20 protein-coding genes and 1 pseudogene are annotated in these 22,775 nt (G+C 73.3%); 11 read left to right on the top strand and 10 right to left on the bottom strand.

Annotated features, from left to right (window positions below; all coding sequences use genetic code 11):
* A partial coding sequence (locus M4J07_RS36115) for a hypothetical protein (RefSeq protein WP_255979189.1) occupies window positions 1-261 on the top strand: 261 nt, incomplete at its 5' end.
* A gap of 5 nt (window positions 262-266) precedes the next feature.
* Here the strand turns inward: M4J07_RS36115 and M4J07_RS36110 are convergent.
* The 4 genes and pseudogenes from M4J07_RS36110 to M4J07_RS36095 form a co-directional block, all read right to left on the bottom strand.
* Entirely contained in the window at window positions 267-1,148 is an 882-nt protein-coding gene (locus tag M4J07_RS36110; RefSeq protein ID WP_255979187.1) for an ABC transporter substrate-binding protein, read from the bottom strand.
* Between the two features lie 89 nt (window positions 1,149-1,237).
* Window positions 1,238-2,575 (bottom strand): annotated as a pseudogene (locus M4J07_RS36105) (MFS transporter); the annotation flags it as partial.
* Window positions 2,569-3,417 carry an SDR family NAD(P)-dependent oxidoreductase gene (locus M4J07_RS36100; RefSeq protein WP_255979185.1) on the bottom strand — a complete coding sequence of 283 codons (849 nt, stop codon included), beginning with the start codon at window positions 3,415-3,417 and terminating at the stop codon, window positions 2,569-2,571. The gene M4J07_RS36100 and the pseudogene M4J07_RS36105, both read right to left, overlap by 7 nt.
* Window positions 3,414-4,841: a flavin-containing monooxygenase gene (locus M4J07_RS36095; protein ID WP_255979183.1), complete on the bottom strand. Its 1,428-nt coding sequence runs from the start codon at window positions 4,839-4,841 to the stop codon at window positions 3,414-3,416. Before M4J07_RS36095 ends, M4J07_RS36100 begins: the two co-directional genes overlap by 4 nt.
* Window positions 4,842-4,980: 139 nt before the next feature.
* Between M4J07_RS36095 and M4J07_RS36090 the strand changes: the two genes are divergently transcribed.
* The gene (locus M4J07_RS36090; RefSeq protein WP_255979181.1) at window positions 4,981-6,126 is read left to right on the top strand and encodes a helix-turn-helix domain-containing protein; all 1,146 of its coding nucleotides are present in this window, start codon (window positions 4,981-4,983) and stop codon (window positions 6,124-6,126) included.
* A 21-nt stretch (window positions 6,127-6,147) separates the two neighbouring features.
* Here the strand turns inward: M4J07_RS36090 and M4J07_RS36085 are convergent, their stop codons facing one another.
* Window positions 6,148-7,074, bottom strand: a complete 927-nt coding sequence (locus M4J07_RS36085) for a PPK2 family polyphosphate kinase (protein ID WP_374215149.1) — start codon at window positions 7,072-7,074, stop codon at window positions 6,148-6,150.
* A gap of 54 nt (window positions 7,075-7,128) precedes the next feature.
* On the bottom strand, window positions 7,129-8,514 hold the full coding sequence (locus M4J07_RS36080) for a PhoX family protein (protein WP_255979179.1): 1,386 nt from the start codon (window positions 8,512-8,514) through the stop codon (window positions 7,129-7,131).
* A 252-nt stretch (window positions 8,515-8,766) separates the two neighbouring features.
* On the opposite strand from M4J07_RS36080, the gene M4J07_RS36075 reads away from it, so the two are divergent.
* Entirely contained in the window at window positions 8,767-9,159 is a 393-nt protein-coding gene (locus M4J07_RS36075; protein ID WP_255979177.1) for a hypothetical protein, read from the top strand.
* Here M4J07_RS36075 and zapE read toward each other — a convergent pair.
* Window positions 9,081-10,151 carry a cell division protein ZapE gene (zapE, locus tag M4J07_RS36070; RefSeq protein WP_255979195.1) on the bottom strand — a complete coding sequence of 357 codons (1,071 nt, stop codon included), beginning with the start codon at window positions 10,149-10,151 and terminating at the stop codon, window positions 9,081-9,083. The genes M4J07_RS36075 and zapE overlap by 79 nt on opposite strands.
* An 82-nt stretch (window positions 10,152-10,233) precedes the next feature.
* On the opposite strand from zapE, the gene M4J07_RS36065 reads away from it, so the two are divergent.
* The 5 genes from M4J07_RS36065 (at window position 10,234) to M4J07_RS36045 (ending at window position 14,777) form a co-directional block, all read left to right on the top strand.
* Window positions 10,234-11,055: a pyrimidine reductase family protein gene (locus M4J07_RS36065; RefSeq protein ID WP_255979175.1), complete on the top strand. Its 822-nt coding sequence runs from the start codon at window positions 10,234-10,236 to the stop codon at window positions 11,053-11,055.
* Window positions 11,056-11,205: 150 nt separating this feature from the next.
* Complete coding sequence (locus tag M4J07_RS36060) at window positions 11,206-11,661, top strand: indole-3-glycerol phosphate synthase (protein ID WP_255979193.1); 456 nt, start codon at window positions 11,206-11,208, stop codon at window positions 11,659-11,661.
* Window positions 11,662-11,776: 115 nt separating this feature from the next.
* Window positions 11,777-13,180 (top strand): UDP-N-acetylmuramate--L-alanine ligase, encoded by a 1,404-nt coding sequence (murC, locus tag M4J07_RS36055; protein WP_255979173.1) that lies wholly within the window; start codon window positions 11,777-11,779, stop codon window positions 13,178-13,180.
* A gap of 5 nt (window positions 13,181-13,185) precedes the next feature.
* Window positions 13,186-13,593: a peptide-methionine (R)-S-oxide reductase MsrB gene (gene msrB, locus M4J07_RS36050; RefSeq protein WP_255979171.1), complete on the top strand. Its 408-nt coding sequence runs from the start codon at window positions 13,186-13,188 to the stop codon at window positions 13,591-13,593.
* Entirely contained in the window at window positions 13,593-14,777 is a 1,185-nt protein-coding gene (locus M4J07_RS36045; RefSeq protein ID WP_255979169.1) for a damage-control phosphatase ARMT1 family protein, read from the top strand. Before msrB ends, M4J07_RS36045 begins: the two co-directional genes overlap by 1 nt.
* Window positions 14,778-14,788: 11 nt before the next feature.
* On the opposite strand, the gene M4J07_RS36040 is transcribed toward M4J07_RS36045, so the two are convergent.
* Window positions 14,789-16,030: a cytochrome P450 gene (locus M4J07_RS36040; protein WP_255979167.1), complete on the bottom strand. Its 1,242-nt coding sequence runs from the start codon at window positions 16,028-16,030 to the stop codon at window positions 14,789-14,791.
* Entirely contained in the window at window positions 16,027-16,803 is a 777-nt protein-coding gene (locus tag M4J07_RS36035) for an alpha/beta fold hydrolase (RefSeq protein ID WP_255979165.1), read from the bottom strand. Before M4J07_RS36035 ends, M4J07_RS36040 begins: the two co-directional genes overlap by 4 nt.
* Window positions 16,804-16,900: 97 nt before the next feature.
* Between M4J07_RS36035 and M4J07_RS36030 the strand changes: the two genes are divergently transcribed.
* The 3 genes from M4J07_RS36030 (at window position 16,901) to phsA (ending at window position 22,104) form a co-directional block, all read left to right on the top strand.
* A complete protein-coding gene (locus tag M4J07_RS36030; protein ID WP_374215148.1) occupies window positions 16,901-17,782 on the top strand; it encodes a pentapeptide repeat-containing protein in 882 nt (293 codons plus the stop codon).
* Window positions 17,783-17,911: 129 nt separating this feature from the next.
* The gene (gene cyc2, locus M4J07_RS36025; protein WP_255979163.1) at window positions 17,912-20,149 is read left to right on the top strand and encodes a germacradienol/geosmin synthase Cyc2; all 2,238 of its coding nucleotides are present in this window, start codon (window positions 17,912-17,914) and stop codon (window positions 20,147-20,149) included.
* Window positions 20,150-20,226: 77 nt separating this feature from the next.
* Window positions 20,227-22,104 (top strand): O-aminophenol oxidase PhsA, encoded by a 1,878-nt coding sequence (gene phsA, locus M4J07_RS36020; RefSeq protein ID WP_255979161.1) that lies wholly within the window; start codon window positions 20,227-20,229, stop codon window positions 22,102-22,104.
* Window positions 22,105-22,107: 3 nt separating this feature from the next.
* On the opposite strand, the gene M4J07_RS36015 is transcribed toward phsA, so the two are convergent.
* Window positions 22,108-22,775: CTP synthase C-terminal region-related (seleno)protein (locus tag M4J07_RS36015; protein ID WP_255979159.1), on the bottom strand; the 668-nt coding region annotated here is incomplete at its 5' end.

The raw sequence follows: 22,775 nt of genomic DNA, 5'->3' as shown, positions 1-22,775 counted from the left end.
CTGCCGGACCAGCAGGCGGGCGCCCACGACGGCGACCCGCTGGACGTCCCGGTGGACGAGAACCCCGCCACGGAACCCGGCACCGAATCCGGTACCGAATCCGACTCCGACCCGGACCGGAACCGGGCGCGGAAGCCGCGCGCCGACGAGCCGGACGAGACCGTGCCCGAGACCGACGAATCGGGTACGGGCCGCCGGGGCGCGCCCCGCTCCGGCGGTGTCCGCCCGGACCAGCCGGTTCCGGACGAACCCTCGGGCTGACGAACCTAGCCCCGCCCCCGTAACACCTCCGCCACCGTCGTGAAGAACGTCGCGTGCGCCGCCGCGCTGGCCGGCAGCTCCGGGTTCCACGGCAGCACCGCGGCCCGCTCGGCGACGGCCCGCCACTGCGCGTCGCCGGCGTACTGCTCCCGGGCCGCCGCGTTCGCCCGGGAGTCCAGGAGCACCACGTCCGGGGCGAGTTCGGCGGCATCGCCCCACGTCCCGGTGTGCCAGTTGGCGCCGGGCCCCTCGGGCGGTTCCACCGTGCGCACACCGAGCCCGGTGAGGGCGCTCAGGTCGGGCCACCGGCCGGGCCGCGCGAGGTGCACGCCGTCGGCGCCGCCGGGCGACAGGGCGAGCACCCGCACCCCGCCCGTGCCGCCGGCCGTGTCCGTCAGCTCCCGCTCGGCGCGGGTCAGCCGGGCCAGTGCCGCGGCCGGCTCGGCGGCCCCGAGCGAGCGCCCCAGCTCGGCGAACCGTTCCCGCACGGCGGCCAGTCTCCGCCCCTGTCCCACGTCGATCACGACGACCGGGACGTGCTCCTCCAGGTGCTTCGCCGTGTCGGGCTCGATCCCGTACACCTGGCCGCCGCCGTAGGTGAGGGCGACCACGAGGTCGGGGCCGACGGCGAGCACGTCGTCCGGGCCGAGCCCGGCGCCCGCGCCCAGATAGGCGACGTCGGCCAGGGGCAGCGCCCCGGACTTGGCGCGGTCGGGGCGCTCCCCGTCGTGGTACGAGCCGAAGATGCCGACCGGTCGTATCCCCAGGTCCCACAGGCTCGCACCGGCCTGTATGTACGCGACGACCCGGGTCGGCGCCTCCAACGCGGCGGCCGCGTGCCCCCGGTCGTCCGTGAACTCCCATGACTGTGCGGAAGGTTGATTCATGAGGCCACCCTTCCCACGGCGAACGGCGGACATGTCCGCACCCGCACGGTCGGGCCGGTGCCCCCTGCGCGAGGCCGGGTCCCGATCCGTCAGCGGGCCGCTTCCCCGTCCAGGGCGTAGCGCCGCTGGAACAGCACGGCGACGCCCATGAGGACGGCGGGCAGGGCGGTGAAGCCCCACAGGAGGGCCCGCAGGGCCGCGTCGGTCTGGGCGACCGTGTCCCCGTCCGTCGTGGAGACGAAGCCCGCCACGGCGAGCACCGCCGCGTACGCGTAGGGGCCGACGGCGGTGCCCGTCGCCTCGGTCGCCGTCCACACGCCGGTGTAGGCGCCCGCGTCGGCGGTGCCCCGCGCCTCGGCCGCCGCGACCACGTCGGGCAGCATCGAGAACGCGAAGAGCTGCAGCCCCGCGAAGGCAGCGCCCATGACGACGACCACCGCGACCGTCGCCGCCGTGCCGAGGGTCCGGCCCGGCAGCAGCGCGACGGAGCCGGCGAGGAACAGGCCCTGCGCGACCAGGAGTCCGCGCTGTTTGCCGGTGCGCCGGGAGACCCGCAGCCACAACGGCCCCACGACGGTCGCCGGGACCAGGAAGGCGCCCATGAGCACCGCCGTCAGGGACCGGTCGCCGAGCACGTACTGCGTGTAGAACGGCAGCGCGGCGAGGAAGAGGTGGGTGGTGGTGCCGGTGAAGAGGTACGAGAGCAGCAGGGCGCGGAAGTCGCGGTCCCGCCAGGCCGCCCGGACGTCGTCGCGCACCGTGTGCCGGCGCTCGCGCGGGGTGCGGAACCCGCAGTGGCCGGTGAGCCGGCGGACTCCGGCGACCGCGAGCAGCCCGGACACGACGAGGCCCCCGGCGAGCAGCAGCGCCATCCGCGCATAGGCGGAGCGCTCGCCGGACGACACGAGGAGCGGCGCGGTGACGCCCGCCGCCAGCAGGCCCAGCGTCAGGAACGCCATCCGGAACATGAAGACGCGGGTGCGTTCGTGGTAGCCGATGCGCAGATCGGACGGCGTCGTCAGGTACGGCACCTGGAAGCAGGCGAACAGCAGGTTCCCGGCGATGTAGCAGGCGCCGACCCACAGCGCGGCGTCCGTGCCGGTGAACCCGGACGGCACGGTGAACATCGCGGTCCAGGCCACCGCGAGGAGCAGCCCCCAGCGCAGCATGGCGCGGCGGTGGCCGGTGCGGCGGGCCTGCCGGTCGGAGCGCGAGCCGAGGAACGGGTGGACGACGATGTCGACGAGCTTCGGCAGCAGCAGCGTGGTGCCGGCCAGGAACGCGGGCACGCCGAGCGTCTGCGTCAGGAAGTAGAGCAGCAGGAGTCCAGGGACCGTCACCCACAGGCCCATGCCGACCGACCCGGCGGCGTACAGGCTGAGGTCACCGGTCCTGGCCCGGGTGTCCGCCACCGCCGTGCTCACGGCGCGGACCGGTGCCGGCGGACCACGCCCGCCGCGAGCTCGGCGCCCTCGAACGCGTTCGCGTGGACGCGGGACGCGAGCGTGCGGGCGACGATGCGGTCGGTCAGCCGGGGCAGGTGCCGGGCCAGGAAGAACTCGACGGAGCCGCGCCGCGTCGTCGGCAGGTCACGGCGCACGCGGCGGCCGAGCCCGGCGCGCAGCACCGTGTCGACGACGCCGTCGAGGGGTTCGTAACTGCTCATGCCCTCCAGGGAGAGCCCGGCCGCGGCGGTCGAGTCGTGGATGGGGCTGCGGACGGCCGACGGGTAGACGCAGGTGACGCCGACGTGGGTGCCGATCTCCAGGCGCAGGGCGTCGGCGTACGCGACGAGCGCCCGCTTGGACGCGCCGTAGGCGGCGGCCAGCGGCAGCTGCATCGCGGCCATCCGCGAGGAGACCATGACGACCCGGCCGCGGGCGGCGACGAGGGCGTCGACGCAGGCGGCGGTCGTCCGCCAGGTGCCGAGCAGGTTCAGGTCGAGCTGGCGGCGGACCTCGTCGCCCGGCGGGAGTTCGGCCGGGGCGGGGCCGCCGGTCCCGGCGTTGTTGATCAGCAGGTCGAGCCCGCCGAGCTTCTCCAGGGCGGCGGCCACCGCGACCGGCACGTCGGCGTCGTCGGTGAGGTCGCAGGCCAGCACCTCGACGGGGTCGTCCGCGCCCGGCGCCAGATCGAGGCCCACGACCTGGGCGCCCATCCCCGCGAGCCGGGCGCAGATCGCGCGGCCGAAGGTGCCGGAGGCGCCGGTGACGAGGACCCGCAGGCCATGGGCGTCGCGCAGGCCGCGCGGGGTCGGTGAGGTGCTCATGGGGCGCTCCGGTCCTGGTCTGCGAGTGCGGCGTCAGCGGTGGCGGCGGTGGTGGCCGAGGTGGCGGGGGCGGCGGTGAACGGGCGGGCGCCGCGCTTCAGCCGGGCGGCGCCCGCGGCGAGCTCGCGCGGCACGTCGGCCACGTACTGGTCGAAGTCGATGCGCATGGCGGGACGGCGTTCGCCCCAGCGCTCGACGGCGGCGCGCAGGGCGTGGGCCGCGGCGCGCCGCTGGTCGTCGGGGGACGGCAGGGCGTAACCGCCGCCGAAGTGGGCGGCGGCCAGCTTGGCCTGGGCCTCGACCACGGGGAGCGCGGCGCCGGTCGACTGCATCAGACCGACGAAGCACAGGCTCGGGTCGTCCAGGTGGAACACCCGCTTGTACAGCCGCAGCCGCTCGGGGTCGGCGCCCAGCCAGCGCTCGGACAGGAAGGGGATGGAGACGCGGTAGCCGGTCGCCCACACGATGACGTCGACGCGCTCGCGCCGCCCGTCCGTGAACACGACGTGGTCGCCGTCGAGCCGCTCGACGCCGGGGCGCGCGGTGACCTCGCCGTGGGTGAGGCGGTGCAGGATCGTGTCGCTGATCGTGGGGTGGTTCTGGAACAGGCCGCCGGCCGGCGCGGGCAGCCCGTAGCGCTGCGGGGTGCCGACGGCGAGCCGGAGCATCGTCTCGGCGACCCGCTGCCGCAGTCGCCACGGCAGCACGGCCAGCGCGCCGCCGGTCGCGTCGGACGGCCGCCCGAACAGGTACTTGGGCACGATGTGCACCCCGTGCCGGGCGGACAGCAGGACCGGGCCGCGGGCCACGTGGGAGGCGTCGACGGCGATGTCCATCGCGGAGTTGCCCATCCCGACGACCAGCACGTGCCGGTCGCGGAACGCCTCGGCGGTGCGGTGGTCGTGGGCGTGCATCTGGGTGCCGTGGAAGGTGCCCGGGTAGGCCGGGTCGGGCCACCGCGGGTCCCAGTTGTGCCCGTTGGCGACCACGACGGCGTCGAACCGCTCGGTGGCCGTGCCCCCGTCCCCCGCGTCGCTCGTCACCGTCCAGCCGGCCCCGGCCCCGGCCCCGTCTGCGGATCGCTCCACCGACGTCACCGTCGTCCCGAACCGGATGTGCGCGGCGAGCCCGAACGCCGCGCAGTAGTCGGCGAGGTACCCGGCGACCAGATCGGCCGACGGATAGTCGGGCCAGTCGGCGGGCATCGGGAAGTCGGCGAACTGGGTGCGGCCCTTGCTGGTGTTCAGGTGCAGCGAGGCGTACGCGGGGGACAGCCCGCTGCTGTTGTCGCGCACCCACAGGCCACCGGGCCGGTCCCCCTGCTCGTACGCCACCGGCTCCGCGCCCACGTCCAGGAGCGCCTTCACCGTGGCGAGACCGGCCGCTCCCGCGCCGATCACGGCGACACGACAGGGTGCGGGCATGGAGCGGCTCCTCGGGGCGGGCGGTCAGGCTGTGGCTGCCGCCAACCGTAGGAGCCGTTTTCCCTGATGGACATGGATCCCGGCACGCGATTCGGGCCCTCCGTTGTGCCCGGCCACAACAGGAGGGAGGATCCCGGTCATGGCACGACAGGACAGCTGGCCCGGCATGGTCGACCTCATCGAGCGGGTCGTCGGCGAGGACGACCTGCTGCCCTCCGTGGTGACCGGGGTGCGCAGCACCGTGCGGGAGGTGGCGGTGCTGCCCACGGCGGACATCGCCGGGCACACCCGCGCGCTGCTCGCGGCGGCCACCCGGGCGCTGGCCGCGCGGCGCGGCCCGACGGAGGCGGAGCTGTCGTTCGTCGAGGAGCTGGGCTCCACCCGGGCCCGCCAGGGCGTGCCCATCGAGGCGGTCCTCGGCGCGATCCACGTCGCCGAGCGGGCGATCTGGTCCCGCGCGAGGGACGCCGCGGCCTCCTCCGGCATCGAGGCCCAGGTGCTGCTGGACGCGCGGGAGTTGTACGACGACTGGGCGCAGGCCGTGCGGTCCCGGCTGATCACCGCGCACCGGGCCGCCGACACCGGTCGGCAGACGGGCGACCGCGATCTGGTGGTGCTGCGGCGGCTCCTCGAAGGCGGTTCGGCGGCGACACTGGCCGCGGCCGAGGCGGGCCTGCCGGCCGGCGGCGGCCTGTGGGTCCTCGTCGCCCGCCCCGACGACAGCGCCCTCGAACAGTCGCTGCGCGATCAGGGGCCGGTGCTCATCGCCCACCTGGACGGCCTGCTCGTCGGCGTCTTCACCCGGGCACCCGGCGTGCGGGCGGCCCGCCGGCCCGGCGGCGGCTCCGCGGGGCCCGCCGGCCTCGCGGGGCCGGCGGAACCGGAGGAGCTCGGTACCGTGCGGCGGCTGGCGCTGTCCGCGCTGACCGCGGCGGAGTCGACGGGCCGCACCGGCGTCGTGCACGTCGCGGACGTCGCCGTCCTCGCGGCGGTCGCCGACCGGGCCGACCTCACCGCGATGCTCACGGACCGCCACCGCCCGGCACGGACCGAGCTCGGCGCCCACGCGGAGGCGGTCGCGGCGGCCGTCCGCGCCTGGCTGGAGTCGGGCCGCGACGTCTCGGTGGCCGCCGAGCGCCTCTTCGTCCACCCGAACACGGTCCGCAACCGCGTCCAGCGCTTCGCCGCCCTCACCGGCATCGACCCGGCGGACCCCTTCGGGGCGATGAACGCGTGGTGGCTGTGCCGGGCCTGGCTCGCGTCGGACGACGACCAGCAGCGCTGAACCGGCCGCCGCGCCCCGCGGTCAGTCCATCGCCAGCAGCCGCCGCCGGCACTCCGCGACGTCGAACTCCGCCTTCGGGTACTGCGGGTCGATGGCCTCCAGGTGCTCCGTGAGCAGCTTGCTGACGGCCCAGTTGCGGTACCACTTGCGGTCCGCCGGGATCACGTACCAGGGCGCCGCGTCCGTCGAGCAGCGCTCCAGGGCGATCTCGTACGCCTCCTGGTAGGCGGGCCACAGGGTGCGGTCCTCGATGTCCCCCGGGTGGAACTTCCAGTACTTGTCCGGATTGTCGAGGCGCTCGAGCAGGCGCCGCTTCTGCTGCTCGTACGAGATGTGCAGGAAGCACTTGACGATCGTCACGCCGTCGTCGGCGAGGGACTTCTCGAAGCGGTTGATCTGGCCGTACCGGCGGCCCAGCTGGCTGCGCGTGACCAGCTCCCGCACGCGGGCGATGAGGACGTCCTCGTACTGGGAGCGGTCGAAGATGCCGATCTCGCCCGGCTCCGGCAGCGCGTGCATGACGCGCCACAGGAACGGGTGCTTCAGCTCCTCGGGCGTGGGCGCCTTGAACGCCTTGATGCGGCAGCCCGACGGGTTGAACAGGCCGATGACGTGCTTGACGGTGCCGCCCTTGCCGCTGGTGTCCATGCCCTGGAGGATGAGCAGGATCCGGCGCCGGTCACCGGCCGAGCCCGCGGCCCACAGGCGTTCCTGGAGGTGGGCGAGGTGCTCGCCCAGCCGGGCGGTGGCGGCGACGCCCGCCGCCTTGTCCCGCGGTCCGCCCGGTGTGGCGGCCGCGTCGTACGCGGACAGGTCCACGCGCTCGCCTTCGGGGATGCGCAGCAGCTCGCGCAGAGCGGGCGGGGCGGACGCCTTGCCGTTCTTGCCGGCCTTGCCGCCCTTGACGGTCTTGCCGTCGGAACCCTGCTTCTTCTTGCCCTTCGCCACCGCGCACCCCTTCCGGTCAGGTCCTACGATCCTGCGTCGGTCCGGACGCCGCCGCTACTTGTGCCAGGGCCCCGTGACGGCGAACGTCGTGCCGGGCGTGTAGCAGTTCACGTACATGGTGTCGCCGTCGGGGGAGAAGGTGACACCCGCGAACTCGCCCCATTCGGGATCGTCCGCCGTCCCGATGTTCTGCCGGCCGCGCGCCATCGCGTAGACCTCTCCCTTCCTGGTCACGCCGAAGACGTGCTGCGCGCCCGCGCCGTCCTCGCACACCATGAGGCCGCCGCTCGGCGCGAGACAGATGTTGTCGGGCTCCTCGCCGGGCAGCTGGACGTCGGTGTCCGGGCCGAAGACCACGACCAGCGTCAGCCGGCGCGACGCCGGGTCGTAGCGCCAGATCTGGCCGAAGTGGTCCGCCGCCGACCCCTCCCGGCTGCGGGCGTACGACGACACGAAGTAGACGCACGACCCGCCCCAATAGCAGCCCTCCAGCTTCTGGGCGTGCGTGATGCCCTCGGGGCCGAAGTCCTGGTTGCGGATGGGGGTCTGGGCGGCCAGCGGGTCCGGTACGTCGACCCACTCGACGCCGCCGAACGTGGCGCCGGTCTCCTGGACCGCCGACAGGTCGGGCACCCCCGGCACCCGCATGGCCTGCAGCCGGCCGCCCGCGCGCAGCGAACCGAGCCCGCCCTCCGGCTTCTTCGGCAGGAAGCGGTAGAACAGCCCGAAGGGCTTCTCGAAGGCGTCCTCCGTCTCGTACACGACGCCCCGCCGCGGATCGACGGCGATCGCCTCGTGCTGGAAGCGGCCCATCGCGGTGAGCGGCACGGCTCCCGAGCGGTGCGGGTCGACCGGGTCCACCTCGAAGATGAAGCCGTGGTCCTTGGTGTAGCCGTTCGTGCCGGCCCGGTCCTCGGTCTCCTCGCAGGTGAGCCAGGTGCCCCAAGGGGTGGGCCCGCCCGCGCAGTTGACCGCCGTGCCGGCGATGGCGACGCGCTCGGACAGCACCTCGTTGTTCCGGTCGAGGGTCAGCGCGGTACAGCCGCCCTTGCCCATCGGGTCGTACGTGAGGCCCTCGACGGTCGGCACCCCGATCTTGCCGGTGACCCGGTTCTCGTGGTTTCGCACGAGGTGCACGCGGCCGTGTCTGCCCGCGAACGCGGCCATGCCGTCGTGGTTGCTGGGCACCTTGCCCTCGTTGGACCGGAGGGGTTCGCCCTCGCGGGAGAGCACCTTGTAGCGGAAGCCCTTCGGGAGATCGAGCAGCCCGGCCGGGTCGGGGACCAGCGGCCCGTAGCCGCTCTTCCCCTGTGCCGCGGCCGACCCGGCGAACAGCTCGGAGAGGGCCCCGGCGAAGGTGATCCCCACCCCCAGCGCGCCGGTGCGGGCGAGGACCTGACGTCGTGTTGCGGACTGCCGTGCATCGGTGGTGCGTGACATGAGAGCAACTTCCTGTTGGCGGACAGGACTGTGACCCGGCTGTGTCTATCACGCGTCTTTCGCCACGGGAACCACGCGCGTAGCAATCGCAGTTGGGGACTGGTTACTCGTGTCATTGACTTACTGTCGCGCGCATGACGAGTGGTGGGGGCACCGGGGCGCTGCTGCGAGCGGTGCGGATGGTGGACGGCGTGATGGTGCGGGCGCTGGGGAACATCGAGCGGGGCGCCGGGCGGGGCCGACGCCCCGGCGATGGCCCTCGCGTGGGTGGTGCCCGGGCTGCTGCTCGCACTGGCCCTGCGGTGGGAGCGCATGGCCCACGAGAACATGCGGCACGTCGACCCGGACCTCCCGGTCAAGGCGACGTCGGGGCGGCGGATCGCCACCCGCCTCGGCGTCATGTGGGCGCTGCTCACGGTGATGTTCTGGGCCGGGGACGCGTCGAAGGGCAGGCCCGTGGACTGGCCGGCCCACATCGTCCTGGCCGGGGCGCTGACGGTGTTCGCCCTCGCGGTGGGGTACGGCGCGAGCCGGGCGGCGATGCGCCGCCGCGGAAGGTGGACGCGCTACTCCCGCACCAGCCCCTTCGCGTCCCGCGCCAGCGCCGTGAGCCGGGAGATCGCCCGGAAGTACTTCTTGCGGTAGCCGCCGTTCAGCATCTCCTCGCTGAACAGCTTGTCGAACGGCTCGCCGGCCGCGAGGACCGGGATCTCCCGGTCGTAGAGCCGGTCCGCCAGGACGACGAGGCGCAGGGCCGTCGACTGGTCGGGGATCGCGCTCACGTCCGTCAGGCAGACCGCCGAGAGGTGGTCCGTCAGGGCGCCGTACCGGCTGGGGTGCACCCGCGCGAGGTGCTCCAACAGGTGCGGGAAGTCGTCCAGGGAGGCACCCTCGGTGGCGTACGCCGCCTTGGTGACCTGCTCGTCGGTGAACGGCGCCGGGGCCTCGGGCAGGCCGCGGTGCCGGTAGTCCTCGCCGTCGATGCGCAGCGGGCGGAAGTGCGCGGACAGGCCCTGGATCTCGCGCAGGAAGTCGGCGGCCGCGAACCGGCCCTCACCGAGCTTGCCCGGCAGCGTGTTCGAGGTCGCGGCGAGCGCGACGCCCGCGTCGACCAGCTTGCCGAGCAGCGTCGACACCAGGACGGTGTCGCCCGGGTCGTCGAGCTCGAACTCGTCGATGCAGAGCAGCCGGTGGCCGCCGAGGGTCTTGACCGTCTGCTGGAAGCCCAGCGCGCCGACCAGATTGGTCAGCTCCACGAACGTGCCGAACGCCTTGTACGCGGGCTCGGCCGGAGTCGCGTGCCAGAGCGAGGCCAGGAGGTGGGTCTTGCCGACGCCGTAGCCGCCGTCGAGGTAGACGCCACGCGGCCCGGTCGGGGCGGCGGGCTTCTTCGCGAACCACTTGCGCTTGCCGGCCCCCGTGGCGTGCGCCCCGCCGAGACCGGCGGCGAAGGAGCTCAGGACCTGCACGGCCTGCGTCTGGCTCGGCTGGTTCGGGTCCGGGATGTACGTGTCGAAGCGGGCGGAGCTGAACCGCGGCGGCGGCACCATCTCGGCGACCAGGCGCTCCGCGGGCACGTGCGGCTCACGGGCGCACAGGGACAGCGGCGCCGCGTCGGGTATGGGGCTGATGCCCATCTGGCTGGACTCCCGGGAGTCGGTGGCTTCGGTGGAGGACGACACGGTTCCCCAGCTTAGTTGCCGTGCCACACTGCACGTCATGCGACGCCTGTTCCCTGTGACGTACGAAACAGCAGCTGACAAGGGGTACGAGGGGCAGGAGGTGCGCGAGGGTCCGGTGGGCCGTGAGTGGACCCTCGACGAACTCGCCGACGCCTACGCCTACCCGCCCGAGGCGGAGCACGCCGCGTGGCTGCGCGCCAACATGGTCTCCACGCTGGACGGCGCGGCCCAGCACGACGGCCGCTCCCAGCCCATCTCCTGCCCCACCGACATGCGGATCTTCGGCACCCTGCGCGGCCTCGCCGACGTCGTCGTGGTCGGCGCGGAGACGGTCCGTCTGGAGGGGTACCGGCCGGCCCGGGCCCGGGAGGCGTTCACCGCGCGCCGGGCCGCCGCGGGCCAGGGGCCGGCGCCCGCCATCGCGGTCATCAGTGCGAGCCTCGACCTCGACTTCGGCCTTCCGCTTTTTACCCAACCGCTGGTGCCGACGTATCTGATCACCGGCGCGGGCGCCCCGCCCGACCGGCTCGCGGCCGCCCGCGCGGCGGGCGCCGAGGTGCTGATCGCGGGCGAGGGCGCGACGGTCGACCCGGACCGTGCGGTGCGCGCCCTCGCCGACCGTGGCCTGCGACGACAGCTCACCGAGGGCGGGCCGCGGATGCTCGGTCAGTTCGTGGCCGCGCGGGTACTCGACGAACTGTGTCTGACGGTGTCGCCGATGCTCACCGCGGGGGACGCGCAGCGCATCGCCGGAGGGTCGACGCTCGCCGTGCCGGAACGTTTCGAGCTGGCATCTCTTCTGGAGGAGGACGGTTTTCTCTTCACCCGATACCGTCGGAGCCGACACTCAGCGGAATGAGTCGTTCCGTTTAGCTTCCGCTGGGCACACTAAAAGTCGCAGACCCCGTGCGGCCACGGGGCAGGATGGTTTCCGCAGGTCCCCAGGGCCCGTCGTAGGACGGCCCACGGCAGGAGAAGAAGGGCGCCCGTCGTGTTCACGAGCGTATTGATGATCGAGAAGGCCCTGACGTCCGCCGACGTGGAGTTCGTCACCACCTTGCACGGCGATGAGCAAGTCTCCTTCCATGTGCTGATCCAGCCCCGCGGCGACCAGGCGGACCGCCTGCTGCGGGCCATCGACGACGTCGCGCTGGGCGAGCTGGACGAGGCGGCGCGGGAGGACGAGGTCCCCGAGGGCGACGAGGCCAAGGCCCCCGGGGAGCAGGCGCTGAGCGTCTCCCTGGCCGCACTCCACCAGGCGGGCTGCGCGGCCGAGGGCCGGTTCGTCGAGGACCACCCGCTCGACGCCCTCAAGGCACTGGTCGACGAGGTGCGGGCGGACGAGGTGATCGTCCTGACCGACCCGCACTACGTCGAGGAGTTCTTCCACCGGGACTGGGCCTCCCGGGCCCGGCACAAGGTCGGGGTACCGGTCCTGAAGCTGTTCTCGTACAGCAAGGCGTAGCCCCCGCAGCGCGGAGGGTGCGAGGCGGACGGGGCCGAGGCAATAGGCTGGCCCCGTCCGTGGCCGTCCCGGCCGCGGCTCAGGACATCCGAAGCACCTCAGGGGAGACACGCGCATGGCACCCGGCCTGCCCCAGTCCATGGCCGACATGGACCGACCGCACTTCATCGGCATCGGCGGCGCCGGGATGTCGGGCATCGCAAAGATCCTCGCCCAGCGCGGCGCCCGGGTCGCGGGCAGCGACGCCCGCGAGTCCGCCACGGCCGAGGCCCTGCGCACGCTCGGCGCCACCGTGCACATCGGCCACGACGCCGCGCACGTGTCCCCCGATGCCACCTGCGTCGTCGTCTCCTCCGCGATCCGCGAGGACAACCCGGAGCTGCTGCGCGCCAAGGAGCTCGGCATCCCGGTCGTGCACCGCTCCGACGCCCTCGCGGGCCTGATGGACGGCCTGCGCCCCATCGCGGTGGCGGGCACCCACGGCAAGACGACCACGACGTCGATGCTGGCCGTGTCCCTGTCCTCGCTGGGCCTGAACCCCTCCTACGCGATCGGCGGCGACCTGGACGCCCCCGGCTCGAACGCGCTGCACGGCGAGGGCGACGTCTTCGTCGCCGAGGCGGACGAGTCGGACCGCAGCTTCCACAAGTACCGGCCCGAAGTCGCGATCATCCTCAACGTCGAGCTCGACCACCACGCGAACTACGCGTCGATGGACGAGATCTACGACTCCTTCGAGACGTTCACGACGAAGATCGTCCCCGGCGGCACCCTGGTCATCGCCGCCGACCAGGAGGGCGCGGCCGAGCTGACCCGGCGCATCCGCGACACGACGTCCCTCAAGGTCGTCACGTACGGCGAGTCCGAGTCCGCGGACATCCGCATCCACAAGATCACGCCGCGCGGTCTGGCCAGCGAGGTCACCGTCCTGCTCGACGGCAAGCTGCTCACCTTCATGGTCTCCGTCCCCGGCCGCCACTACGCGCACAACGCGGTCGCGGCCCTCGCCGCGGGCGTCGCCCTCGGCATCCCCTCCCGGAACCTGGCCGGGGCCCTGAAGTCCTACACCGGCGTCAAGCGCCGCCTCCAGCTCAAGGGCGAGGTGAACGGCGTGCAGGTCATCGACTCCTACGCCCACCACCCCACCGAGATGACGGCCGACCTGGAGGCCATGCGCTCGGCCGCGGGCGACGCCCGCATCCTGGTCCTCTTCCAGCCCCACCTCTTCTCCCGCACCCAGGAACTGGGCAAGGAGATGGGCGACGCCCTCGCCCTCGCGGACGCCTCCGTCGTCCTCGACATCTACCCGGCGCGCGAGGACCCGATCCCCGGCATCACCAGCGCCCTGATCATCGACGCCGCCCGCGCGGCCGGCGCCGACGTGCAGGCCGCCCCCGACCGGGACGCGGCGGTCGCGGCCGTGGTGGGAATGGCCAAGCCCGGTGATCTCGTTCTCACCATGGGCGCGGGCGACGTGACGGAGCTCGGCCCGCGGATCCTGGAACAACTGGAGGGCTGAGGGACATGTCGTACGACGTCGAGAAGCCGGACGAGCAATGGCGCGCGGAGCTCAGCCCGGCGGAGTACGCGGTACTGCGCCAGGCCGGCACCGAACCCGCCTTCGTCGGTGAGTACACGGACACCAAGACCGAGGGCGTCTACTCCTGTCGCGCCTGCGGCGCGGAGCTCTTCACGTCGACCGAGAAGTTCGAGTCGCACTGCGGCTGGCCGAGCTTCTACGACCCGAAGGACTCGGACGCCGTCGAACTGATCGAGGACCGCTCGCACGGGATGGTGCGCACCGAGGTGCGGTGCGCACGGTGCGGCTCGCACCTGGGGCACGTCTTCGAGGGCGAGGGCTACCAGACGCCCACCGACCAGCGGTACTGCATCAACTCGATCTCGCTCAGGCTGGCGCCGGGCGAGAAGTGATGGAGAGCCGCGACCGCCCGGGGCCCGAAGCCCCCGTCATCACCTCCGACGCTCCGGGGTCCTTCCCCCGGAGCGTGCTCGCCGAGCGGCATCCGGCGCTGATCCGGCAGGTCCGGGACGCCTTCCCGTACGGGCCCGAGCAGCACGCCGCGCTCGACGCGCTCCTCGCGTCGGGCGAGCGGGGCGTCATCGAGCCGCTCGGCCCCGGCGCGCACGACCACGAGCAGTGGCGGCGGTGGGGGCGCGAGCAGTTCGGGCGGTCGTGGTTCGAGGCGCCGTTCCTGTGGGCGGAGAGCTACTTCTACCGGCGGCTCCTGGAAGCCGTCGGCTACTTCGCGCCGGGCCCCTGGCAGGGCGTCGACCCGTTCCGTCCGTTCAAGCAGGCCGAACTGCGGACGGCCGAGGCGGCGGAGGAGCTGCGGGCCGTCGACCGGCTCGCGAAGGAGCCCAGGGCCGTCCAGGACCGGGCGCTGCTGCACGGGTCCCTGTGGGGGAACCGCGCGGACCTCGGGTTCCGGATCACGGCCGGGAGCGGCGACGAGCAGGACCGGCCGCTCGTCGCCGACGACGCGCAGGCCCTGTGGTCCCTGCTGCCCGAGGGCGGCCGGGCCACCGTGTACCTCGTCGCGGACAACGCCGGACGGGAACTCGTCCCCGATCTGCTGCTGATCGACCACCTGCTGCGGCACGCCCGCGCCGGGCAGGTCGTGCTGCACGTCAAGCCGTATCCGTACTTCGTCTCCGACGCGATCACCGCCGACGTCGTCGACTGCCTGCGGCACCTGCGCGCCGCCGAAGGGGCCGCCGCCGAGGTGGGGGAGCGGCTGTGGGCGGCGATGACGGACGGGCGGCTCACCGTGCGGGCGCACCCCTTCTCGTGCGCGCCGCTGCCGTACGCGGACCTGCCCGACGACCTGCGCCGGGACTTCGCGCGGGCCACCGTGACCGTCCTCAAGGGCGACCTGAACTACCGGCGCCTCGTCGGCGACCGGCGGTGGGCCCCCACCACGTCGTTCGCCGAGCGCACCGCCCACTTCCCCGGCCCCGTCGCGGCGTTGCGCACCCTGAAGTCCGACGTGGTCGTCGGCCTCGACGCGGACACCGAGGCGGCCCTCGTCGCCGCGCACGGACAGCGCTGGCGGACCGGCGGCACGCACGCGCTGATCCAGGTGCGGGCCGGCTGACCGACGCCCCGTCAGTTCCGGGCCACGGACAGCTCCTTGATCCCGTTGATGAAGTTGGACACCAGCCGCCGCGGCGGCGCGGCGAGTTCCAGGGCCGGCAGGGCCTTGGTCAACTCCTCGTACAGCACCCGCAGTTGGAGCCGGGCGAAGTGCGCGCCCAGGCAGACGTGCGGGCCGTCGCCGAAGGAGACGTGCGGGTTGGGGGAGCGGGTGAGGTCCAGGCGGAACGGGTCGGGGAAGACGCGCTCGTCGTGGTTGGCGGCGGCGTGGAACACGACCACCTTGTCGCCCCGGCCGATCCGCACCCCCGCGAGCGTCGTCTCCCGGACGGCCGTGCGGCGGAACGTGAGGACCGGCGGATGGCGGCGCAGGAGCTCGTCGGCCGCCGACGCCGGATCGACCGCCCCCGAGCGGAGCAGCCGGTAGGCGGCCGGATCCTCGGCGAGCAGCGCCAGACCGCCGGGGGCCGCGCTGCGGACCGTGTCGTTGCCCGCGATCGTCAGCAGGAAGAAGAACATCTGCCGCTCGGGCGGGGTGAGGTCCGGATCGAGGGCGAGCGTCGTCATGACGTCGTCGCCGGGGTGGGCGCGCTTGCGGTCCGTCAGCTCGTCGGCGTAGGCGAACATGTCGGCGAGCGCGGACGGCGAGCGCGGGTTCACCGGCGGACCGGCCGCCGACGGGGGCCCGGCGCCCTCGTCCGGGTCCTGGTAGCCGATGACGCGGCGGGTCCAGTGCAGGAGCAGACCCCGGTCCTGCTCCGGGACGCCGAGCAGGTCGGCGAGATTGAGCAGGGCGTAGTCGTCGGTGACCGTCCCGACCAGGTCGACCGGATCCTTCCCCTCCGCCGCGACCGCCTTGGCCAGCAAGGATGCCGCCCGCTCGCGGGCCGACCGCTCGAACGCCGCCACCCGGCGCGGCGTGAACGCCCGGCTCACCAGGCGGCGCAGCCTGCCGTGGGCGGGCGGGTCCTGGTTGAGCATCATGCCGCGGATGAACGGGAGGTCCGCCGGATCGGGGTCGCGGATCTGGGTGGCGCCGACGCACGACGAGTACGTCGTCGCGTCCCTGAGCACCCGGACCACGTCCGCGTGCCGGGTCACCGCCCAGAAGCCGGGGCCCTCCGGCCAGCCGAGGACCGCCGGCTCCGCCTGCCACGCCACCGGGTGGTGGTCGCGCAGCGTGCGGTACCGGTCGTGCGGGACCCCCTGGGCGTACCGGCGCGGGTCGAAGACGTCCGGCACCGCCGGGGTCACGCGCCGTCCGCCCGCAGGAAGTCCTCCACCACCCGGACCAGCGCGAGCGGCGCCTCGTCCATCGCGTAGTGGCCGCACACGGGCAGGTCGACGAGTTCGCCGCGGGAGAACCAGCGCAGCCACGTGTCGCGCATCAGGGCCGCCGACAGGGCCGGGTCGAGCTGTCCGGTGACCGTCAGCGCCGGCGTCGTACAGCCCTCCAGGTCGCGGTGGAAGTCGTCACCGGTCCACGAGTCGAGCCAGGCCCGGAACGCCTTGACGTCGCTGCGGGCCAGCGAGCGCGCCACCATGCGGTCCAGCCACGCGGCCGGCCGGACCCCGCCCGTGGTGACGTCGAGGATCGCCCGGCGGTGCTCGGGCTTGGTGTCCGCGGTGGAGAACAACTGCCACTGCTCCGGCGGCAGTTGCAGACCGGACGCCGGGACGGGGGAGACGCCCGCGAGACGGCGGACCCGGTGCCGGGCCGTCGCCACGACGCGCTGCGCCACGCTGCCGCCCATCGAGTGCCCGACCAGCGAGAAGCGGTCCCAGCCGAGCCGGTCGGCGAGGTCCAGCACGTCCGCCGCGCCCTCGGCCGTCGTGTACGCGCCCGGGGTGTCCTTGGCCTCTCCGTAGCCCCGCAGATCGACCAGCGCGTACTGGAAGGACGTGCGGTCCAGATCGGGGACGACCGGCGCGTAGGCGGAGCGGTCGGCGAACCAGCCGTGCACCGCGATCACCTTGTGCGGACCGTCACCGTGCAGTTCGTGCGGCAGGACGAAGGAGGAGGCCACGTCGACTCCTGGGGTGTGGGGGCGGGTGCCGGACGTCGTCCACGGTGGCGCGGGCCCGCGCGGGCCACAAGAGGGCGCGCGGCGGCGATCGGCGACAATGGGGGGCGTGACCTCCCGCGACGCCTCCCGGACCACCTCCCACGCCGACGCTTCCGGTGGCGCTTCCGATGCCGTCCGCCGCCCCGATCTGCGCGCCGACTGCGGCAGCTGCTTCGGCCTGTGCTGCGTGGCGCTGCCGTTCGCCAAGTCCCAGGACTTCGCGCGCAACAAGAACGCCGGCACCCCCTGCCAGAACCTCCGGGACGACTTCCGCTGCGGCATCCACGCCACCCTGCGCGACGACGGCTACCGGGGCTGCACCGTCTTCGACTGCTTCGGCGCGGGACAGAAGGTCTCCCAGGTCACCTTCGAGGGCGTCAGCTGGCGCGAGCGGCCCGAGAGCGCACGGGCCATGTACGAGGTGTTCCCGGTCATGCGCCATCTGCACGAACTGCTCTGGTACTTGACCGAGGTCCTCGACCTCGACCGGGCCAGGTCCGTGCACCGCGACGCCCGCCGCGCCCTCGACGACATCGAGCGGCTCACCCGCGCGAGCGCCGAGGAGGTGGCCGCCGCCGATGTGCCCGCCATCCGCGGCGACGTGAACACGCTGCTGCTGAAGGCGAGCGAGCTGGAACGGGCGGCGGTCCCCGGCCGCAAGAGGAACCACCGCGGCGCCGACCTCGTCGGCGCCCGGCTGCGCAAGGCCGAGCTGCGCGGCGCCACCCTGCGCGGCGCGCTCCTGGTCGCCGCCGACCTCACCGGCGCCGACCTGCGCTCCGCCGACCTGATCGGCGCCGACCTGCGCGACGCACAGCTCGCCGGGGCCGACCTGACCGGCGCGATCTTCCTCACCCAGGCCCAGCTGAACGCGGCCCGCGGCGACGCCACCACCCGGATCCCGCCGGGCCTGCGCCGCCCCGCGCACTGGGCCGCGTAGGACCTACCCGGCGCACACCTACGGCAGGGTCTTCCCCGATTGTCCGGGGAACAGTCCCCGTTCACGCGATGGTGCGATCATGTCCCGCCCCGTGGATGGGTGTTGACGCCCGGGGGTAGGGCGGCGCTCATGACACAGCAGTCCAGCCAGCCCTTCCAGCTGCCGCGCTTCTACATGCCGTACCGGGCGCGCCTCAACCCGCACCTCGACGAGGCGCGCGCGCACTCCGCGGTGTGGGCGCGCGAGATGGGGATGCTGGAGGGCAGCGGCATCTGGGAGCGGAGCGACCTCGACGCACACGACTACGGTCTGCTCTGCGCGTACACGCACCCCGACTGCGACGGGCCCGCGCTGTCGCTGATCACCGACTGGTACGTGTGGGTCTTCTTCTTCGACGACCACTTCCTCGACATGTACAAGCGCACCAACGACCGCGAGGGCGGCAAGGCGCACCTCGACCGGCTGCCCCTCTTCATGCCGATGGACCTCGACGACCCGGACACGGAGCTGCCGGAGCCGCGCAACCCCGTCGAGGCGGGCCTCGCCGACCTGTGGCGGCGCACCGTGCCCGCCATGTCGGCGGACTGGCGCCGCCGCTTCGCCGAGTCGACCGAGCACCTGCTCAACGAGTCGATGTGGGAACTGTCGAACATCAACGAGGGCCGGATCGCCAACCCCGTCGAGTACATCGAGATGCGCCGCAAGGTCGGCGGCGCCCCCTGGTCGGCCGGGCTCGTCGAGTACGCGACCGCCGAGGTCCCCGCGCCGGTCGCCGGGTCACGGCCGCTCCGCGTCCTGATGGAGACGTTCGCCGACGCCGTGCACCTGCGCAACGACCTGTTCTCGTACGAGAGAGAGGTCCGCGACGAGGGCGAACTGTCCAACGGCGTTCTGGTCCTTGAGACGTTCTTCGACTGCACGACGCAGGAGGCGGCGGACGCCGTCAACGACGTGCTCACCTCACGGCTGCACCAGTTCGAGCACACCGCGTTCACCGAAGTGCCCGCGCTCGCCGTGGAGAAGGGGCTCGCACCGGACCAGTTCGCCGCCGTCGCCGCGTACGCGCGGGGGCTGCAGGACTGGCAGTCCGGCGGGCACGAGTGGCACCTGCGGTCCAGCCGCTACATGAACGAGGGCGCCGTACGGGACGCGTCACCGCCGGGCGGGCCGACCGGCATCGGCACCGGCTCCACCGCTGTGCGCACGCTGTTCGACGCGCTCGGCGCCGAGCGGCTGCGGGCGTACACGCACGTGCCGTACCAGAAGGTCGGCCCGTCCCCGCTGCCCGACCTCCCCATGCCCTTCGACCTGCGGCTGAACCCGGGGCTCGACGGCGCGCGCGAGCGGCTGGTGCCGTGGGCGCAGCGGACGGGCATCCTGGCGGAGGGCGTCTGGGACGAGGACCGGCTCGCCGCCGCCGACCTGGCGCTCTGCGCGGCGGGCATCGACCCCGACGCCACCCCCGAGGCCCTGGACCTCAACGCGCAGTGGCTCGCCTGGGGGACGTACGCCGACGACTACTATCCGCTGGTCTTCGGCCACCGCCGCGACCTGGCCGCCGCGCAGCGGTGCACCCGCCGCCTGTCGGACTGCATGCCCGTCGAGGGGGAGCCGGTCCCGGCCCCGGCCAACGCGATGGAGCGCGGCCTCGCCGACCTCTGGCTGCGCACGGCCGGCGACATGTCGCCCCGGCAGCGGCGCGTCCTGAAGGCCTCCGTCGAGGTCATGACGGAGGCCTGGGTGTGGGAGGTGGCCAACCAGTTGCAGAACCGCATCCCCGACCCCGTCGACTACCTGGAGATGCGCCGTGCCACCTTCGGCGCCGACCTGACCATGAGCCTGTGCCGCCTCGGCCACGGCCCCGCCGTGCCGCCGGCCGTCTACCGCAGCGGCCCCGTCCGCTCCCTGGAGAACGCCGCCGTCGACTACGGAATGCTGGTCAACGACGTGTTCTCGTACCAGAAGGAGATCGAGTACGACGGCGAGATCCACAACGCGATCCTCGTCGTGCAGAACTTCTTCGGCATCGACCACCCGCGGGCGCTGCGGATCGTGGCCGACCTGCTGACGCAGCGCATGCGGCAGTTCGAGCACGTCGTCTCCCACGAACTCCCGGTCCTGTACGAGGACTTCAGGATGACCGGCGAGGCGCGCGCGGTCATGGAGGGGTACGTCGACGAGCTGCGCAACTGGATGGCGGGGATCCTCAACTGGCACCGGAAGGTGGCCCGTTACCGGGAGGACCACCTCGCGCGCCGCGCGCACGGATTCGTCCCCGACCGCCTTCCGTCGGGCCCCGGTTTCCGAACCTCCGCGTCCGGAATGGGTGCTTCAGGGAACTTCGATGGTGTTACGGCCGTCTTGTGAGGTGAGACGGCCACTGACCGGCCGTACCGACGGGGGACTCCACGAGAACACACGGGGGTGTTCTTACTTTGACCGAGATGATCGAGCGCATCGCGGAGCAGGCAGAGCAAGGGGAGCAGGCAGGGCGACGGGCGGCCGCGGGGGAACTGGAGCCGTACGCCGCGCCGTTGACCGTCCCGCCCGTCCTGCGGCCGGACTCCGACGACGTGCGCAAGGAGACCGAGATCGCCCTGCGGCCCACCTGGCAGCGGCTGCACCCGCAGCTGCCGCCGACCCTCATGTGGGGGTACGAGGGGTCGGTGCCGGGTCCGACGATCGAGGTGCGGCGCGGACAGCGCGTCCGCATCGCCTGGACGAACCGCATCCCGAAGGGCAGCGAGTATCCGGTGACGGCGGTCGAGGTGCCGGTCACGACACCGAACCCCAGCACCGAGCCGGGCCGCCACGACGTCCCGCCGAGCGCCGACGTGGCCGCCCTGCCCGCCTGGACCGTGACACACCTGCACGGCGCGCAGACGGGCGGCGGCAACGACGGCTGGGCGGACAACGCGGTGGGGTACGGCGACGCCCAGCTCGCCGAGTATCCGAACGACCACCAGGCGGTCCAGTGGTGGTACCACGACCACGCGATGAACATCACGCGGTGGAACGTGCAGACGGGCCTGTACGGCACGTACCTCGTCCGTGACGACGAGGAGGACGCGCTCGGACTGCCGCGCGGCGAGCGGGAGATCCCGCTGCTCCTCGCCGACCGGAACCTGGACACGGACGAGGACGGCGCGCTGAACGGGCGGCTGCTGCACAAGACCGTGGTGATCGACCCGAAGAACCCGGAGACCGGCAAGCCCGTGTCCCTGCCGTTCTCCGGCCCGTACACCACGGTCAACGGCAGGATCTGGCCGTACGCGGAGGTGGCGGCCGGGTGGTACCGCTTCCGCCTGGTGAACGCGTCGAACGCGCGCATCTACGACCTCGTCCTCGTCGACGAGGACGACGCTCCGGTGCCCGGCGTCCTGAAGCAGATCGGCAGCGACGGCGGGCTCCTGCCGCGCCCCGTGCCGGTCGACTTCGACGGCGCGCTGCCGACGCTGACCGTCGCCCCGGCCGAGCGCATGGACCTGCTCGTCGACTTCGGGGCCCTGGCGGGCCGCCGGGTCCGCCTCGTGAACAAGGGGCCGAACCAGCCGGCGGGCGTCCCGGACGTGCCGGGCAACGTGCGCTACCCGCACGTCATGGAGTTCCGGGTGGGCGAGTGCGCCGAGCCGGACCCGTTCGTCCTGCCCGAGGTGCTCTCCGGTTCCTTCCGCCGGCTGACGCACGACATCGAGCACGGGCACCGGCTGGTCGTGCTCACCCCGCCCGCGACCAAGGGCGGCGGCGGACACCCGGAGATCTGGGAGATGGTGGAGGTCGAGGACCCCGCCGACGTGGTGATCCCCTCCGACGGAGTCGTCCAGCTCGTCGACGACAAGGGCAGGACGAAGACCTACCGGCGGATCTCCCGGACCTTCAACGACGGCCTGGGCTTCAGCGTCGCCGAGGGCAGCCACGAGCAGTGGAGCTTCCTGAACCTCGCGGTGAACCCGCCGGTCGTGCATCCCATGCACATCCACCTCGCCGACTTCCAGATCCTCGGCCGCGACGCGTACGACGTCTCCGGTTTCGACGTGACGGTCGGCGGCACGACCGAGCCGGTGACCCACGACCCGGGCACCACGGTCCCGCTGCCGCCGAACGAGCGGGGGTACAAGGACGTGTTCCGTGCCCTGCCCGGTCAGATGCTGCGCGTCATGGGCAGGTTCGACGGGGCGTACGGGCGGTTCATGTACCACTGCCACCTGCTGGAGCACGAGGACATGGGCATGATGCGGCCCTTCGTCGTCCTGCCGAAGGAGGCCCTGAGGTTCGACCACGGGGCCGGGCACGGCGGCGGGCACGGAGGCCACACCGGGTAGCGCTCAGCCGGACACGGAGGCGGCCGCCGCGTGCGCCACCGCCGCGCGGGCGAGCGCCTGCACGACGGGGTGCGGGCGGCTGCCGTCGCCGTACAGCTCCGGCTGGAAGAGGGTGGCCAGGAAGAACGGGTGCTGTGCGGTGGGCAGTTCGGCGATGCGGACCTGTCCGTCCTCGTCGGTCCCGGTGAACCGCAGGCCGTGCGCGCGCAGCGTCTCCAGGTGCGCGGCCGGACCGTACTGGCAGTGGTAGCGCTCGACCGTGCGGTCCGCGCCGAGCACCGACTCGGCCAGCGAGCCGCCGGTCACCGTCACCGTGCCCTCGTGGCCGACCAGGGAGCAGGCCAGCGGGGCGATGAGGAAGTCGTCGGCGCCGGGGTCGTTCTCGGCGTGCGCGACCCCGGTCAGTCCGCACACGCTGCGCGCGTACTCCAGGAGCGTGTGCTGGAAGCCGCCGCACGTGCCGAGGAACGGGATGCCGTCCTCGCGCGCCGTACGGATCGCGGCGAGCGCCCCGGCCTCACTGCGGTACGGGCTGCCGGGCAGCACCCACACGGCGTCGAACTCCCCGACCGCGCCGGGGACTTCGGCGTCCTCGGTCGGGATCCAGTACGCGTCGAGGGCGACGCCCTCACGGGTGGCGAGCGCGTCGAGGAGCAGCGGGACACGGGTGT

This window comes from Streptomyces longispororuber (assembly GCF_024448165.1).
Classification (GTDB): Bacteria; Actinomycetota; Actinomycetes; order Streptomycetales; family Streptomycetaceae; genus Streptomyces; species Streptomyces longispororuber_A.
The sequence above is the reverse complement of the archived record's forward strand: the minus strand, read 5'-3'. Positions and strand labels throughout refer to the sequence as shown.

Excerpts from the sequence above, each read along its gene's own strand:
- M4J07_RS36110 (WP_255979187.1), bottom strand. The coding sequence starts at position 1,148 with ATGAATCAACCTTCCGCACAGTCATGGGAGTTCACGGACGACCGGGGG.
- M4J07_RS36100 (WP_255979185.1), bottom strand. The coding sequence starts at position 3,417 with ATGAGCACCTCACCGACCCCGCGCGGCCTGCGCGACGCCCATGGCCTG.
- M4J07_RS36095 (WP_255979183.1), bottom strand. The coding sequence starts at position 4,841 with ATGCCCGCACCCTGTCGTGTCGCCGTGATCGGCGCGGGAGCGGCCGGT.
- M4J07_RS36090 (WP_255979181.1), top strand. The coding sequence starts at position 4,981 with ATGGCACGACAGGACAGCTGGCCCGGCATGGTCGACCTCATCGAGCGG.
- M4J07_RS36080 (WP_255979179.1), bottom strand. The coding sequence starts at position 8,514 with ATGTCACGCACCACCGATGCACGGCAGTCCGCAACACGACGTCAGGTC.
- M4J07_RS36075 (WP_255979177.1), top strand. The coding sequence starts at position 8,767 with ATGGCCCTCGCGTGGGTGGTGCCCGGGCTGCTGCTCGCACTGGCCCTG.
- zapE (WP_255979195.1), bottom strand. The coding sequence starts at position 10,151 with ATGGGCATCAGCCCCATACCCGACGCGGCGCCGCTGTCCCTGTGCGCC.
- M4J07_RS36065 (WP_255979175.1), top strand. The coding sequence starts at position 10,234 with ATGCGACGCCTGTTCCCTGTGACGTACGAAACAGCAGCTGACAAGGGG.
- M4J07_RS36060 (WP_255979193.1), top strand. The coding sequence starts at position 11,206 with ATGATCGAGAAGGCCCTGACGTCCGCCGACGTGGAGTTCGTCACCACC.
- murC (WP_255979173.1), top strand. The coding sequence starts at position 11,777 with ATGGCACCCGGCCTGCCCCAGTCCATGGCCGACATGGACCGACCGCAC.
- msrB (WP_255979171.1), top strand. The coding sequence starts at position 13,186 with ATGTCGTACGACGTCGAGAAGCCGGACGAGCAATGGCGCGCGGAGCTC.
- M4J07_RS36045 (WP_255979169.1), top strand. The coding sequence starts at position 13,593 with ATGGAGAGCCGCGACCGCCCGGGGCCCGAAGCCCCCGTCATCACCTCC.
- M4J07_RS36030 (WP_374215148.1), top strand. The coding sequence starts at position 16,901 with ATGGGGGGCGTGACCTCCCGCGACGCCTCCCGGACCACCTCCCACGCC.
- cyc2 (WP_255979163.1), top strand. The coding sequence starts at position 17,912 with ATGACACAGCAGTCCAGCCAGCCCTTCCAGCTGCCGCGCTTCTACATG.
- phsA (WP_255979161.1), top strand. The coding sequence starts at position 20,227 with ATGATCGAGCGCATCGCGGAGCAGGCAGAGCAAGGGGAGCAGGCAGGG.